Origin of the sequence: Methylobacterium variabile, assembly GCF_001043975.1 — a bacterium.
Lineage (GTDB): Bacteria > Pseudomonadota > Alphaproteobacteria > Rhizobiales > Beijerinckiaceae > Methylobacterium > Methylobacterium variabile.
Genome location: NZ_LABY01000191.1, coordinates 1 through 15,424, shown reverse-complemented (window position 1 = coordinate 15,424; position 15,424 = coordinate 1). Strand labels below are relative to the sequence as shown.

At 71.0% G+C, this 15,424-nt stretch carries 14 protein-coding genes; 11 read left to right on the top strand and 3 right to left on the bottom strand.

All coding sequences use genetic code 11. The annotated features are described in order from the left end of the window. Positions 1–70 precede the first annotated feature (70 nt). Both pdxA and VQ02_RS25625 read left to right on the top strand, forming a co-directional pair. Positions 71–1,069, top strand: coding sequence for a 4-hydroxythreonine-4-phosphate dehydrogenase PdxA (gene pdxA / locus VQ02_RS25630; RefSeq protein ID WP_048447073.1), 999 nt, complete (start codon positions 71–73; stop codon positions 1,067–1,069). A 4-nt stretch (positions 1,070–1,073) separates the two neighbouring features. Continuing rightward, positions 1,074–1,835, top strand: a complete 762-nt coding sequence (locus VQ02_RS25625; protein WP_048447072.1) for a DeoR/GlpR family DNA-binding transcription regulator — start codon at positions 1,074–1,076, stop codon at positions 1,833–1,835. Between the two features lie 38 nt (positions 1,836–1,873). Here the strand turns inward: VQ02_RS25625 and VQ02_RS25620 are convergent, their stop codons facing one another. Both VQ02_RS25620 and VQ02_RS25615 read right to left on the bottom strand, forming a co-directional pair. Further along, positions 1,874–3,118, bottom strand: coding sequence for a metal-dependent hydrolase family protein (locus tag VQ02_RS25620; RefSeq protein ID WP_048447071.1), 1,245 nt, complete (start codon positions 3,116–3,118; stop codon positions 1,874–1,876). Positions 3,119–3,189: 71 nt separating this feature from the next. Further along, positions 3,190–3,822, bottom strand: coding sequence for an isochorismatase family protein (locus tag VQ02_RS25615; protein WP_048447070.1), 633 nt, complete (start codon positions 3,820–3,822; stop codon positions 3,190–3,192). Between the two features lie 114 nt (positions 3,823–3,936). Between VQ02_RS25615 and VQ02_RS25610 the strand changes: the two genes are divergently transcribed. From VQ02_RS25610 to VQ02_RS25580, 7 genes are all read left to right on the top strand, one after another. Next, a complete protein-coding gene (locus tag VQ02_RS25610; protein WP_048447069.1) occupies positions 3,937–4,590 on the top strand; it encodes a TetR/AcrR family transcriptional regulator in 654 nt (217 codons plus the stop codon). Positions 4,591–4,765: 175 nt separating this feature from the next. Then, the gene (locus tag VQ02_RS25605) at positions 4,766–5,626 is read left to right on the top strand and encodes an ABC transporter permease (RefSeq protein WP_048447068.1); all 861 of its coding nucleotides are present in this window, start codon (positions 4,766–4,768) and stop codon (positions 5,624–5,626) included. After that, entirely contained in the window at positions 5,626–6,693 is a 1,068-nt protein-coding gene (locus tag VQ02_RS25600; protein ID WP_048447067.1) for an ABC transporter ATP-binding protein, read from the top strand. Before VQ02_RS25605 ends, VQ02_RS25600 begins: the two co-directional genes overlap by 1 nt. Beyond that, positions 6,690–7,727, top strand: coding sequence for an extracellular solute-binding protein (locus VQ02_RS25595; RefSeq protein WP_048447066.1), 1,038 nt, complete (start codon positions 6,690–6,692; stop codon positions 7,725–7,727). Before VQ02_RS25600 ends, VQ02_RS25595 begins: the two co-directional genes overlap by 4 nt. Before the next feature lie 258 nt (positions 7,728–7,985). After that, positions 7,986–8,813, top strand: coding sequence for an ABC transporter permease (locus VQ02_RS25590; RefSeq protein ID WP_048447065.1), 828 nt, complete (start codon positions 7,986–7,988; stop codon positions 8,811–8,813). Positions 8,814–8,839: 26 nt separating this feature from the next. Continuing rightward, positions 8,840–10,462 (top strand): amidohydrolase family protein, encoded by a 1,623-nt coding sequence (locus tag VQ02_RS25585; RefSeq protein WP_048447064.1) that lies wholly within the window; start codon positions 8,840–8,842, stop codon positions 10,460–10,462. Further along, positions 10,459–11,523 carry a CobW family GTP-binding protein gene (locus VQ02_RS25580; RefSeq protein WP_048447063.1) on the top strand — a complete coding sequence of 355 codons (1,065 nt, stop codon included), beginning with the start codon at positions 10,459–10,461 and terminating at the stop codon, positions 11,521–11,523. The genes VQ02_RS25585 and VQ02_RS25580 overlap by 4 nt, the downstream gene beginning before the upstream one ends. 108 nt (positions 11,524–11,631) lie before the next feature. Here the strand turns inward: VQ02_RS25580 and VQ02_RS25575 are convergent, their stop codons facing one another. Further along, a complete protein-coding gene (locus VQ02_RS25575) occupies positions 11,632–13,317 on the bottom strand; it encodes a methyl-accepting chemotaxis protein (RefSeq protein ID WP_083469448.1) in 1,686 nt (561 codons plus the stop codon). 410 nt (positions 13,318–13,727) lie between these two features. Between VQ02_RS25575 and VQ02_RS25570 the strand changes: the two genes are divergently transcribed. After that, entirely contained in the window at positions 13,728–13,952 is a 225-nt protein-coding gene (locus VQ02_RS25570; RefSeq protein ID WP_048447062.1) for a hypothetical protein, read from the top strand. A gap of 323 nt (positions 13,953–14,275) precedes the next feature. After that, positions 14,276–15,424 (top strand): hypothetical protein (locus VQ02_RS25565; protein WP_048447061.1); only part of this gene is annotated, 1,149 nt, incomplete at its 3' end.

The window sequence follows — 15,424 nt, the reverse complement described above, 5'->3', positions numbered from 1 at the left end:
CCTGTTCTCGCATCAGCCTCGTCGCCGAACCGCTCGCCGCGTCGGCGCCCGAGGCCTGGGGGTCTCCGACATGAGCCAACCGACCGTCGCGATCACCATGGGCGATGCCTCCGGCATCGGGCCCGAGATCATCATGAAGGCGCTGGCCCTGCCCGAGGTCGCGGCGCTCTGCCGGCCGCTGGTCGTCGGCGACGCCGAGCGCCTGCGCGAGGCGGGGAGGATCGTCGGCTCCGGCCTCTCGGTCCGGTCGATCGCCTCGCCCGAGGAGGCGGTCCACGCCGACGGCCAGGTCGAGTGCGTCGACCTGCGGCTGATCCCGCCCGGGCACCCGTTCGGCCGGGTCTCGCCGGTCTCCGGCGAGGCGGCGTTCCGCTACATCGAGCGGGCGGTCCAGATCGTCCAGGCGGGCCACGCCGCCGCGATCTGCACCGCGCCCTTGAGCAAGGAGGCGCTGCACGCCGCCGGGCACAGGTATCCGGGCCACACCGAGCTGCTCGCCGAGCTGACCGGCACGCCGGAGGTCTCGATGATGCTGGTCTCGCCCAAGCTCCGGGTGATCCACGTCACGACGCATATCGGGCTCATCGACGCGATCGAGCGGATCGAGCCGGGCCTGGTCGAGCGGGTGATCGGCCGCGCCCACGACACCCTGGTCAAGGCCGGCATCGACGATCCGCGGATCGGCGTCTGCGGGATCAACCCGCATGCCGGCGAGAACGGCCTGTTCGGCCGCGGCGAGGAGGGCGAGAAGATCGCCCCCGCGGTCGAGGCCTGCCGGGCCCGGGGCTGGCGGGTCGAGGGGCCCTTGCCCGCCGACACCCTGTTCTTCCTCGCCGGGCGGGGCGACTACGACATCGTCGTGGCGATGTACCACGACCAGGGCCACGGCCCGATCAAGGTGCTGGGCCTCGAATCGGGCGTGAACATCACCGTGGGGCTGCCGGTGATCCGCACCTCCGTCGACCACGGCACCGCCTTCGACATCGCCGGCAAGGGCATCGCCGACGCGGGCTCGCTGGTCGAGGCCCTGCGCCAGGCGGTCGACCTCGCGCCGCGCCGGGCGGTCTGACGCCGTGACCCGGGGCCGGCACCGGCGCCCGCTCCTCCTGGAGGCGCTCCAGGCGGGGGAGGTCGTGGTCGAGGAGCTGGCGGAGCGCTTCGGCGTCTCCGCCTCGACCATCCGGCGCGATCTCCAGCACCTCGCGACGGAGAAGACCATCCGGCGCACCTATGGCGGCGCGGTCATCGCCCACCCGCTGCCCGAGGCGAGCCTGCCGGAGCGCGAGGCGCAGGCGCGGCCCGAGAAGGCGGCCATCGCCCGCGCCGCCTTGGGCCTGCTGGCCGAGGACGACATCCTGGTCCTCGACGGCGGCTCGACGGTGGCGGCGTTCGGGGCCGGCCTCGCCGGGCGGCGCCACCACGTCATCACCAACAACCTGCCGCTGGTCGGAACCCTGGCGGGCGCGCCCGGCCTCACCCTGACGGTGCTCGGCGGCGCGGTGCGGCCCGGGAGCATGAGCACGATGGGACCGCTGGCGGAGGCCGCCCTGCGGCGGCTCACCGCCGACAAGGCGGTGGTGAGCGGCGACGGCTTCGTCGCCGGCCGCGGCCTGTGCGAGGCGGCCCTCGAGCAGGTCGCCCTCAAGTCACTGATGATGGAGCAGGCGGGCGAGGTGCTGGTCCTGATGGACGCGACGAAGCTCGGGCGCGCGACGCAGGGAGCCTGGGCGCCGCTGCCGCGGCGCTGGACGCTGGTGACGGATGCCGGCGCCACCGACGCGCAGTGCGCGGAGGCGGAGGCGGCCGGCGCCCGGGTGGTGCGGGCGGCGCCCTGAGGCAGGGCGTCCGGCGGGACGCCCCACCGTCCGTCGCGTCAGGCGGCCAGCTCGTCCTTCACGAAGCGCCCGTCGATCATGATCGCCCTCATGTGCCGGCCCTGGCCGGTGAGGAGCGAGAGGTCGGCCAGCGGATCGCCGTCGACCACGATCAGGTCGGCGAAGGCGCCCGGTGCCACCACGCCGGCCTTGCCCTCGAGGCGCACGACCTTGGCGGCGTTGACGGTCGCCGAGCGGATCACCTCGATCGCCGGCAGGCAGCGGCCGCGGATCACGAACTCCTCCGACTGGTGGCGGTGCATCTCGCCCAGCAGGTCGGTGCCGTAGGCCATCATCACGCCCGCGTCGCGCAGGATCTCGAGGGCATTGAGCCCCGCCTCGCGCACGTCCTCGATCTTGGCGACCGAGGCCGGCGGCAGGCCCAAGCTGGCGCCCTCCTTGGCGAGCGCGTCGAAGGTGACGTTGGTCGGCACCACGTAGGCGCCCTTGTCGCGGATCAGCCGCGCCGTCTCCGCCGTCACCAGGTTGCCGTGCTCGACCGAGATCACCCCGCACTCGACCGCCCGGCGGATCGCCGCGTCGGTGTAGAGGTGGGCGGCGACATAAGTTTGGGCGTTCTGCGCCTCCTCGACGATCGCCCGCACCTCCTCGACCGAGTAGCCGAGGAACGCGATCGGGTCGGTCGGCGAGGACACGCCGCCATTGGCCATGATCTTGATGAAGTCGGCCCCGGCCTTGATCTCCTCGCGGGCGACCCGGCGCACGGCGTCGACGCCGTCGCAGACCCGGCCCATCGCGCCGAGCTTGGTGGCGTAGTGGCCGACGTCCCGGGCGTGGTAGCGGCCGCGATAGTCGGTGTGGCCGCCGGTCTGCGACAGGGCCTTGCCGCAGATCACGAGGCGCGGGCCGTCGATCAGCCCCTCGCGCACCGCCATCACCAGGCCGTGGTCGGCGCCGCCGAGGTCGCGCACGGTGGTGAAGCCGCGCATCAGCATCCCGCGCATGATCTTCGCGGTGCGCAGGGCGACGAGGGAATCCGGCAGGTCGGCATTGGCGCCGAGGTCCGGGATCGTCGCGATGACGTGGACGTGGCAGTCGATCAGGCCCGGCATCAGCGTGCGCCCGGCGAGGTCGATCACCCGGGCCGACGCGGCGGTCAGCGGCCGGTCCGAGACCTCCCGGATGGTGCCGCCCTCGACGAGCACGTCGTGGCCCTCGAGGCCGGTGTCGTGGCGGCCGTCGAGGACCCGCGCGTTGCGGAAGAGAACGAGGTCGGCGGTCATGGTCGTCTGGTCTCTCACGGTTGGAGCCGGGCCCGGAACGGGCCCGGCGAATGCGTCGGGGCGCCCAGCGCTCAGGCGGCGTTGCGCCGCCGCCACTCCTCGAGATGCCCGAGGACGGTGGCGAGGTCGGTGACGTCGACGTAGCGCCGCCCGAGGTCGCGCAGGTTGTCCCGGTGCGGCCCCTCCTCGATGTCGCCGACGCAATCCTCGGGCACCAGCGTCCGGTAGCGGTGGCTGAAGCTGTCGATCGCGCTCGCCCGGATGCAGCCGCTGGTGTTGCAGCCGGTGACGATCACGGTGTCGACCCGCTCCTTGGCGAAGTAGTCGGCGACGCCGGTGCCGAAGAAGATCGACGGTCCCTTCTTGGTGACCGCGAGGTCGTAATCCGCCCGGTAGATCCGCGGATCGAGGGCGACGCTCGGGTGGTCGTGCAGGAAGGTCTCGCGCACGGCGGTGATCTTCCAGTACGGCATCTCCCGCTCGTTCATGTAGGCCGTGTTGCAGGTCGCGACCGGCACGCCCATGCCGCGGGCGGCCTCGAGGAGGCGCGCGGTGTTCTCGACCGCGCGGGCGACCAGCGGCGCGCCGCCGAGCGGGTAGCGCGGATCGGTGAACCCGACCTGGAAATCCACCACGACGATGCCGGGCTTCGCCCCGAAGCCGACCGGGATCTCGCCGTAGCTGCGGTTCGCATAATCGTCCATCGGGCCCTCCGAGGTTGTTGGCGGCGCGAGGGACAGACTGGACAGAGCGAAAAAAACAGGCAAGCTTGTTTTTTTCGCAGGCGCCCCGCGCCGGCAGCCAGGCCTGGAGGAGAGGTGTCGCAGAGCGGACGGCAGCAGCAGGCGCGCAGCCTCGCGACCCGCGAGCGGCTGGTGCGCGCGACTCTCGATGAGATCCACGCGGTCGGCTACCACGCCGCCACGACCCATCAGATCGCCGAGCGCGCCAGGGTCTCGCGCGGGGCGCTGCTCCACCACTTCCCGACCCGGGCCGACATCGTGCTCGCGGCGCTCGAGACGCTGCTCGCCGACGGCACGGCCGAGATCAAGGCGGTGTCGCACGACGTGCGCACCGGGGCGCTGCCGCTTGCCGACTTCGTCGAGTTCCTGTGGCAGCTCTTCTCCGGCCGGTTCTTCCAGCTCTCGATGGAGATGATCAACGAGGCCCGCACCGATCCGGACCTGCGGCAATGCCTGATCCCGGTGGTGCAGCGCTTCCACGCCGCCCTCGACGCGATCTGGGCCGAGTTCTGCGACGCCGACGCCCGGCCGCCCCGGGAGGCGCGGATCATCCTCAACCTCACCGTGAACCTGATGCGCGGCATGGGCGTGCAGACGGTGCTGCGGCCGGACCCGGACTATTACCGCGACCTGATCGAGGCCTGGAAGGCGGTGCTGCCGCAGCTGATCGGCGGGCCGGCGGGCGACGCCGCCTTCGCGGGTCCGCGCTTCCGCGAGGCAGTGGCGTGAGGCGGGACGGCCCCGCGCGGACCGCGGCCCGGCGCACGGGGCGGATCGCGCCTCGCCTTGGCACCCGTCTTGCCAGCACCTGTCTTGCCAGTAGACTCGACACCTGTCCTACCGATGAGTCAGCTGCCACGGGGCGCAGCCCCGGAAAGCTGTCACCCCGCAAGCCGTGAACCGTATGAGCGTCGCCTCCCTCTCCCCCGCCGCGGCCCCGGCCCTGGCCGGACCCGGCCTGTCGGTCCGGCTCGGCCGCATCGCCTTCCTGGCCCTGGTGGTCCTCGCCTACGCGATCATCTTCGCGCCGATCGTGATGGTGGTCGTGACCTCGTTCTTCGACCAGGAGATCGTCTCCTTCCCGCCGGACGCCCTGACCCTGCGCTGGTACGTCAACGCCTGGGCGCAGCGCGACTTCGCCCGCGGCTTCGTCACCTCGCTCCAGATCGCGCTCGCCGCCACCGCGATCGGCGTGCCGCTGGGCACCGCCGCGGCGCTCGCGCTGGTGCGGGCCAGGATCCCGGGACGCGGGCTCATCAACACCTTCCTGCTCGCCCCCCTGGCGGTGCCGGCGATCGTCGCGGGTTCCGCCCTCTACATGTTCTACCTGCGGGCCGAGGACTGGCTCGACATGGACATCAAGGCGACCTTCGGCGGCCTCGTCGCCGCCAACGTCCTGATCACGATTCCCTGGACGGTGCGCCTCGTCACCGCGAGCCTCGCCGGGCTCGACCGCGCCGCCGAGGAGGCGGCGGCCAATCTCGGGGCGCGGCCGCTCACGGTCTTTCGCCGCATCACCCTGCCGATGCTGCGGCCCGGCATCGTGGCGGCGGCCCTGTTCTCGTTCGTGGCGAGCTTCGAGAACCTCGAGCTCAACCTCCTCCTCGTCGGCCCCGGGCGCACCACGCTGCCCGTCGCCATGCTGAGCTACCTGGAATTCCGAATGGACCCGACCCTGGCCGCCGTCGCGACCGCGCAGATCGTGATGGTGTCGATCCTGATGCTGGTCACCGACCGCTTCGTGAAGCTGTCGCGGATCGTCTGATGGGCACCCTCCTCCTCGACGGCGTCTCGAAGCGCTACGGCGAGGCGACCGCCGTCGCCCGCGTCGACCTCGACATCCGCCAGGGCGAGCTCGTCGCCCTGCTGGGGCCCTCCGGCTGCGGCAAGACCACGACCCTCCGGATGGTCGCGGGCTTCATCGAGCCGACCGCCGGCCGGGTGGTGATCGGCGGGCGCGACGTGACGCGGCTGCCGCCGCACAGCCGCGACACCGGCATGGTGTTCCAGTCCTACGCGCTCTTCCCGCACATGAGCGTCGCCGACAATGTCGGGTTCGGGCTCGAGATGCGGAAGGTGGGCAGAGCGGAGCGCGACCGGCGCATCGCCGAGGCCCTGCGGCTGGTGCGCCTCGATGCGCTCTCCGACCGGCTGCCGCGCCAGCTCTCCGGGGGACAGCAGCAGCGCGTGGCGCTGGCCAGGGCGCTCGTGGTGAGCCCGGCGGTGTTCCTGCTCGACGAACCGCTGTCGAACCTCGACGCCAAGCTGCGCGCGGAGGTCGGGCTCGAGATCCGCGACCTGCAGAAGCGCCTCGGCCTCACCACCCTGATGGTGACCCACGACCAGGACGAGGCGCTGGCCATGGCCGACCGGCTCGTGGTGATGGAGCACGGCCGCGTGCTCCAGGTCGGCAGCGCCGAGGACCTCTACGAGCGCCCGGCCAACACCTTCGTGGCCGGCTTCGTCGGGCGCTGCAACCTGCTCGCCGGCACGCGCGAGGGCACCGACGTCTTCCGGCTCGCGAGCGGCGCCGCCGTCCCCTGCGCGCCGGACGCAACCGCCCGCGGCGGCATGCTGGCGATCCGGCCCGAGCGGATCGAGGTCGCGCCCGACCCCGCCGGTGCGGGCCGGCTCAAGGCCCTGACCTACCTGGGCGCGCGCACCGAGTACCACCTGGAGCTCGCCGGCGAGGCGATCGTCGCGGTGACGCCGACGCCGCTCCCCGACGATCCCCGCCGCCGCCTCGCCGCGGGCGATCCCGTCCGCATCACCTGGGTCCCCGACGCCGCCCGCGTCATCCCCCTCGACAGCGCAGAGAGCCCCGCCCGATGATCACCCGTCGCACACTCATGGCCCGCAGCCTGGCCGGCGGCGCCGCCCTCGGCCTCGCCGGCACCCTCCCGGCCCGGGCCCAGTCCTCCTCGATCGTCGTCGGCACCTGGGGCGGCGATTACGGCGCGCTCCTGCAGCAGAACATCGACGTGCCGCTGCTCAAGCCGCAGGGCATCGAGGTGTCGCAGGACATCGCCAACAACGACCCGCGCCGCACCAAGCTGATCTCGGAGAAGACCAGCCGCCGCGGCAGCATGGACGTCGCCTGCATCAACGACATCGACAGCTACATGCTGAGCCAGCTCGGCGTGCTGGAGACCGTGCCGAGCGCCGAGGTGCCGCGCCTGGCCGAGGTGCTCGACGTCTTCGCCAAGCCGCACTCGATCCCGCACATCTACTCGGCGCTGGTCGTGCTCTACAACCCGGGCAAGGTCACCACGCCGCCCAAGAGCTACGCCGACATCTTCGACCCGAAGTACAAGGGCCGGGTCGGCTTCTCGGACATCCTCACCAGCTACAACATGGCCGGCGCCAATATCGGGGCCGGCGGCACGCCGAGCGACTTCACCAAGGGCAAGGCGGCGCTCATGGACCTGAAGAAGCTCGGGCCGAAGGTCTACCCCTCGAACGAGGCGCTCGCCGCGGCGCTGAAGTCCGAGGAGGTGTGGCTCTCGATCATGTGGCTCGCCCGCGGCTTCATGTGGAAGCAGGCCGGCATCCCGGTCGAGATGGCGGTGCCGGAGGAGGGCGCGGTGCCGATCCTGTTCGAGGCCGGCGTGCCGAAGAACTCCCGCGCCAAGGACGGCGCCTTCAAGTACCTGAACGCCATGCTCGACCCGAAGGCGCAGGTCGCCTTCGCCCAGAAGATGGGCTACGTGCCCACCGTCAAGGACGCCAAGCTCCCCGAGGACCTGGCCCGGCAGATCAGCCTGACGGAGGCGCAGCAGGCCAAGCTCCGCCCGCTCGACTACGCCACCATGCAGCAGCAGCAGGCCGCCTTCACCGACTTCTGGAACAAGGAGTTCAAGGCGTAAGGCTTTCGGATCGACCTGCGCCACGGAAATCCGACCCACTGCGTCATTCCGGGACTCGCCGAAGGCGAGAGCCCGGAATCCAGAGCCGCAGGTACGGAAGGATCGAGCGGAACGCGCCCGCCTCCTCCTGAACCACCTGAGTTTCTGGATCCCGGGCTCCGCTGCGCGGCCCCGGGACGACCCTGTGGGGCGGAGAGGTAAGCGCCGAACCTCGCCCTTCGAGCAGTCAGACAGGCCCTTAGACAGAGACCCCAGCCCGTGTTCGCCCTCATCCTGCCGGCCGTTCTCGTCGTCGCCGCGCTCCTGGTCGGCCCGATGGTGCTGCTCGCGCGCATCTCGCTCAACCAGTACAGCGCGACGCAGCTGATGATCGAGGCGACGACGGCGCAGAACTACCTCAACGCCGTGGCCGACCCATACTATCGCGGCGTGATGGCGACGACGCTCGTCATGGCCTTCACCTGCACGGCGGTGACCCTGGCGCTCGGCTTCCCGGCGGCCTACCGGCTCGCCCGGATGGAGAGCCGCTGGAAGAGCCTCGTCACCGTCCTGACCCTGATCCCGCTCCTCGTCGGCAACGTCGTGCGGGCGGCGGGCTGGCTCGGGCTCCTCGGCAACGACGGCCTGATCAACGCGACCCTGCGGGGCCTGCGCATCACCTCGGAGCCGCTGCAGCTGATCTACACGCCGGGCGCGGTCGCGGTCGGCACGATCGCGGTGGTGCTGCCCTACATGATCCTGACCCTGTCCTCGGTGATCGAGAGCATCCCGCGGGCGGTCGAGGAGGCGGCGGCCAATCTCGGCGCGAGCGCGCTCACGGTCTTCCGCCGGGTGGTGTGGCCGCTGGCGCTCCCCGGCACGGTGGCGGGCTGCGTCCTCGTCTTCATCCTGTGCATGAACACCTACGCGACCGCGGTGCTGCTCGGCGGGTCGCAGTTCAAGATGATGGCGCCCGCCGTCTACGACCAGTTCTCGAAGGGCATGAACTGGCCGTTCGGCGCCGCCCTCGCCTTCATCCTGCTCGCCGCGACCCTGGTGCTGACGGTGCTCGGCACCGCGCTCCTCGGCCGCCGCTACGCCCGCTGAACCTGAACAAGAACGGGAGGACACCCATGAGCGACGCGGCGATTCCGGCCGGCACCCTGCCCGGCAACGAGCTCGCGGCCGAGCGGGCCAAGGCCGGCCAGCCGCCCCTGGTGCCGTCGACCTCCCGCGACCGCGGGATCGGGCCGCACCGGCGGCTGGTGCTGCGCGGCGCCACCGTCATCGACGGCACCGGCGCACCGCCGATCGGCCCGACCGACATCGTGGTCGAGAACGGCCGCATCACCCTGATGAAGAAGGTGACGGGCAACCTCGCGACCAACACCAGCCGGCCGGCGCCGGGCGACCACGAGATCGATTGCCGCGGTAAGTGGGTGACGCCCGGCTTCGTCGATTGCCACGCCCATGCGGGCGTCGCCTACCACGCCGCCAACGGCTGGGTGCCGCCGGTCGAGTACGTCTACAAGCTCTGGCTCGCCCACGGCGTCACCACCGTGCGCGAGATGGGCTCGTTCAACGGCCTCGACTGGATGCTCGACCAGAAGCGGCGCTCGGACGCCAGCGAGATCGCCGCGCCGCGGCTGCTGGCCTACAGCTACTTCCCGGCCGTCAACGACATGCTGAAGCTCGTCCACACCCCCGAGGAGGGGAGGGCCTGGCTGCGCCAGCTGAAGGAGCGCGGCGCCGACGGGGTGAAGTTCTTCGGCGCGCCGCCCGCCATCATGGAGGCGGCCCTCGACGAGTGCCGCAAGCTCGGGCTGAAATCCGGCTGCCACCACGCCCAGATGGCGGTGACGCGCATGAACGCGCTCACCACCGCGGGCTGGGGCCTCACCAGCGCCGAGCACTATTACGGTCTGCCCGAGGCGCTGTTCGAGGACCGGGTGGTGCAGAACTTCCCGCTCGATTACGACTATAACGACGAGTACTTTCGCTTCTCGGTCTCCGGCCAGATGTTCCGCCAGGGCGCCGAGCCCGGATCGGCCAAGTGGAACGAGACCCTGGAGCGCTTCCTGGAGCTCGGCTTCACCTTCGTGCCGACCTTCACGATCTACGACGCCAACCGCGACCTGATGCGGGCGCGCCAGGCCGACTGGCACAAGGAGTACACCTGGAAGTCGATGTGGGACTACTTCACGCCGCAGCGCGGCGGCCACGGCTCGTACTGGTATCGCTGGTCGACCCAGAACGAGATCGAGTGGAAGGAGAACTACCGGCTCTGGATGGCCTTCATCAACGAGTACAAAAACCGCGGCGGCCGGGTCTGCGCCGGATCGGATTCGGGCTTCATCTACCAGATCTTCGGCTTCGGCTACATCCGCGAGCTGGAACTCCTGCAGGAGGCGGGCTTCCACCCGCTCGAGGTGGTGCGCGCCGCGACCTCGCAAGGGGCGGCCCTGTGCGGGCTCGAGGACGAGATCGGCACCGTCGAGGTCGGCAAGCGCGCCGACCTGCTCGTCCACGACCACAACCCGCTCACCGACTTCAAGCTGCTCTACGGCACCGGGGCGCTCCGCCTCGACGAGGCGACCAACGGCGCCACCTGGCACCGGGGCCTGAAGTACACGATCAAGGACGGGGTGATCTACGACACCGCCGAGCTGCTCGCCGACGTCCGCGAGCTGGTCAAGGCGACCTGGGACGAGGCGGTGCCGGCCAAGTATGCGCAAGCCGATCAGGCGGCGCCGTGACCGGCGCGCTCGACTTCGTCGTCCTGACCGGCTTCCTCGGTTCGGGCAAGACGACGCTGCTTCGCGACTTCCTCGGCCGTCCGGACGCCGCCGACACCGCGGTCATCGTCAACGAGGCCGGCGAGATCGGCCTCGACGGGATGATCCTGCGCGAGACCGGCGGCGACGTCCCCATGACCATGCTGGCCAACGGCTGCGTCTGCTGCCAGATGACGAGCGACCTCGCCCGCACCGTCGAGGCCCTGCTCGCCGCCGAGCGGCCGGAGGCCTCGGGCCCGTTGCGCCGGATCGTGCTCGAGACGAGCGGCCTGTCGAAGCCCGGTCCGGTCCTGCGCCAGCTCGCGAGCCTTGCCGGCCTGCCTCTGCGGGTCGCGGTGCTCGCGACCTACGACGCCCTGCGCGGCCCCGAGACGACCGCCTTCGAGGAGGCGGCGGCGCAATGGGCCGCCGCCCACCGCATCGTCCTGACCAAGCTCGATGCCGCATCGCCGGAGCGCCGCGCGCAGGCACGGGCCGAGATCGCCGGCCTGAACCCGCTCGCCGAGACCGTGGCGGATCCCGACCGCGCGGCCGCCGTGGCGGCGGCGTTCGCGCCGCTCTCCGGCGCCGGCCTCGATCCGGCGCTGCTGGCGCCGGAGCCCGCCGGCGCCCATCCCCGTGTCGCGGTCTGGCTCGCCCGGCCGGCCGGTCCCCTCCCCTACGACGACCTCGCCGCCTGGCTCGACAACCTCGCCGGCCGCCTCGGCGAGCGGCTCTTGCGCCTCAAGGGCCTCGTGCGGGTCGTCGAGTCGGGCCGCCCTCTGCTGGTCGAGAGCGTCGGCACGCTGTTCTCGCCCCCGCGGCCGTTCGGCCGTCCCGGCGAGGACCCGGCGCCGTTCGTCGTTGTGATCGCCCGCGACCTCGCGGCGGGAGAGCTGGAGGGCGTGGCGCCGCCCGGCCTGTTCCGGTTCTCGCCGCGGGTTCCGGACAGCCCGTTCGCGCGGCCCGCGCCCGGCGGGCTGCCGCGGGCGGAGGCGGTGCTGATGCCAATGGCCCGGGATGCTGGCGGATCGGGCCGCTGATCCATCTCGAATTCTCGACACCGCACGAAGGCTTGACGAGAAAAGCGTGGCGACAATTCGAGGATGGAGCCAACGGTCACCCTCAGTGACCGTTGGCGTGGCATCGAGTCAGGCAGCCCGCACCGTCGTGAGGAAGCGGTGCACCTCAGCGGACAGGTGCTCGGACTGGCGCGACAGTTCGGAGGCCGACGTCAACACCTGAGCCGCAGCCGCACCCGTCTCCTCGGCCGCGCCTGCCACGCCCGCGATATTCGCCGTCACTTCCCCGGTGCCGGCCGAGGCCTGGGCGACGTTGCGAACGATCTCCTGGGTCGCCGCATCCTGCTGCTCGACCGCGGCTGCGATCGACGCCGCCACCCCGGCAATCTCCCGGATGCGCACCCCGATCCCGTTGATGGCGCCCACAGCCTGATCCGTCGAGCCCTGGATCAGGCCGATCTGACGGCCGATCTCGTCGGTGGCGTGGGCGGTCTGGGCGGCGAGCTCCTTCACCTCCGCGGCGACCACCGCGAAGCCGCGTCCCGCCGTGCCGGCGCGCGCCGCCTCGATGGTGGCGTTCAGGGCCAGAAGGTTGGTCTGACTGGCGATCTGCGAGATCAGCGCCACGACGTCGCCGATGCGGCTCGCCGCCTGCGACAGGTCCTGCACCAGCCCCGCCGTCGCGTTGGCTTCCGTCACAGCCGCCTGGGCCAGATCGGCCGAGCTCGAGACCTGCCGGCCGATCTCGGCCACCGACGCGCCGAGTTCTTCGGCAGCCGCCGCCACCGTGGTGACGTTGGCTCCGGCTTGGGCGGCGGCAGCCGCCACGCTGGTCGACTGGGCCGCGGTCTCGCCGGCGGTCGCGCTCATGCTCTGGGCGGTCGCCTGCAGCTCGCTCGCGGCGGAGGAGACCATGCCGACGATGCCGCCGACCGCCGCCTCGAACCCGTCGGCCATCTGGCGCATGCCGGCCTTGCGCTGCTCTTCCGCCGAGGCGCGGGCGAGCGCCGTCTCCTCTTCCAGCCGGCGGGTGCGGATCAGGTTCTCGCGAAACACCTCCACGGCGCCGGCCATCGCGCCGATCTCGTCGCGGCGCCCGCCATACGGGATCTTCGAGACCGTGTCCCCGCCGGCCAGACGGCCCATCGCCCGGGTCATGAGTTCGATCGGGCGTGAGACGCCGAGGAAGCAGAAGGCCATCGCACCGAACGTGATGAGGACGGTGAGGCAGAGCATCAGCACCGTGGATTGCAGCGCCGAGGCCTGCTCGGACCGTATGGCGGCGTCGGCGCGCTTGCTGGCCGCGATGTTGATGTCGACGAGCACACGCGCGGCGGCCGAGACGGCGAGGTAGTTGGTGTTCATCGGCCCACGGAAGAAGGTCATGGCGTCTTCGTAGCGCTCGGCCGGGAAGGCGCGCAGGCGTTCTCCGTCCACCTTCAGCGTCTCGAGCTTCGCTTTCAATGCATCGTAAGCTTGCTGCTCTTCCGGGCTGGTGATCAAAGATCGATATCCGTCAATCTTTGTGTCGCGATCGCCGGCAAACTCGATGATCTTCTCCCTGCTCTGTGATTTTGCGACCTCGTTTTCTGCCGTCATGTAACGGAATTGCCAGAGTCTGGTGCGCAGCACCAATGCATTGATTGCGTGCGCTTCGTTCAACGACGGAATCGTGTTCTCAAGGAGCGTTGCCGTGACCGCCGAGACATTGCTGAGCTTGTGGTAGGCGGCCACGCCTTGCAAAATCGAAACGACGAGCATCGATGCGAAAAGGCATCCGAGCGAGGCTCGGACGCTCAGTGAAATCTTGGGCATGAAACCTCCAACGCGAGGATCATGATGGTGGAACGATCACTGAAATATATAGTTAACATTGCACCCGGCGACGGCATCCTTGTTGTGCCTTGCACATGAGGCACATTTTCGAGGCCGGAAATATAATTTGGAAATCCGACGCTAATTCACGAGTGCCAGCATCATAATTCATATCAGGCAATCCTACTCTGCGGCATCCGGCAGTCGCCGCCTTCGACAGCCGCTGGCGCTCTTCGATCCAGGGCATGACGGGCGAGAGATGTTAGACCGTGGTGAGAAACCACGACCCATGCGGTGGCTGATGATCGCCGGCTGCGAGACGCGAGAGCGAGCTGGACGGCTCGGCCCCCGCCCGGTGCGCGCTTTCGCCCAGTCAAGCTGATCCGGTCCCGGTCGTGATTCTGAGCGGCATGACTGCATTCATCACGCTGGAGCGGGCGGCGCTGCAGTCGATCGTCTCGGAGACGCCGGTTCTGGCCCGGGCGCTCGACAGGCAGATGATCGCCGCCACGGTGACGCGGCGCGAGAACACCGGGGCCGGATTCTTCACGGCGATCGCCGTGCCGTCTCTCGTGCCGCGGGTCGACGGCCCCCGCGTGCTGGGCTGCGAGACGCCCGCCCGCATCCCCGGCTGAGGGACGGCCTGGGTTTCGTCCTCTTCCTGGAGGCGGGACGGCTGAGCCTGCTGGAGGGCTACGCCTGGGGGCCCGAGAGCACCGCCGCGCTCGACCTTCTCCGCCTCGAGTTCGAGGTGTATCGGGCGCCCGTTTCCCGCATCGGCTGAGCGTCCGCTCCTCGACCAGACTGCGCGACCGCGAAACCTCGAAGGCGAAGCGTGCTCCGGACCCGCCCGTCGACTGGACGTCACGTCGAGAGCGCATGCACGGACGCTGCGGCAAGGTCTTGCCGCGGTGTCGACATGTCGGCACGGTGTTCGTCATCCCTGACCGAGAGGAACATGCCGGAATCCGACCTCGTCTTCGTCCGCTGCCTGGCGAGCCTGCTGGCGGATCGCGATCCTGCCGTGACGGTCGAGGCGCTCGGACGCGATTGGGACTGGCTGGTCGCGCTCACGCCCGCCTGCGAGGACGACGAGCCCGACCAGCCGGCGCTGCCGCCGATCGCCGCGCTCGCCCTGTTTTCCGGCATGGTCGCCCTCGTGCGCTCGGGGCAGGGCGAGCGCGCCTGGCCCTGGTTCGAGGCGGGGCTCGACGCCTACGCCGCCACCCACCCGCGCGGGCACCGCTTCTACCGCTGGCACTCCCCGCTCGACGACGCCCTCGAGGCCTATCCCAACCTGCGGGTCGCGGTCACGGAAGCCCTGATCGCGGGCGGTCGCTGGTCGGACGCCGCGCACGCGCTGAACGATCTCTCCCACCAGACCGCGCCGTACGGCGGCAAGGATGCCTTCGCCGTCCCGGCGCTCGCCGAGGCGCTCGCCGCCGCCGACGCGGGAGACTGGCTCGGTCCCACCGGGTTCGACGAGGCCTGGGCCTTCGCGCGCGGGAGCGCGATCGTCGCCGCCGGCAGCCTCGACGAGCGGCACGCCCATGTCTGGAACCTCTACGCCGACCATCTCCTCGTCACCCTGCGGCGCGGCGAGACCGGGGCGGCGCTGGCCCTCGTCGCGGCGAAGGCCGAGGCCGCGCGGCGGATCTGCGACGACGGCCACGAGACCGGCAACTACCACCTCAACGCTCTCTGCGTGCTCGCGCATGCCGGGCGCGTCGAGGCGGCGGCGGCGGCCGCGCGCGAACTCGTCCGGCGCGGCTACTGGGACCTGTGGCGCCTGAACCGGGACAGCGCCGCCGCCACGGCGTGGGCGACGGAGAGCGGCCAGCTCGGCTGGCTGGCGGCGCTCGACGCCGTCCCCGCCTACCGGACGCTGCACGCCCGTCACCTCGTCCCCGAAGCCGCCCCCGTCGGACGCGCCCCGCCCGGTCCGTTCCGAGCCCTGCATGCCGGCGTGCTGGGCGGCCGGACGCGCAAGCGCTGCGCGGTGAGCAACTGCCTGATCGCACCGGGCGACCCGGTCTACCGCTTCCGCCTCTACCATCACCACGTCGGCGATGCGCCGCTGGTCGCCGCGCAGGCGGCCTTCGACGCC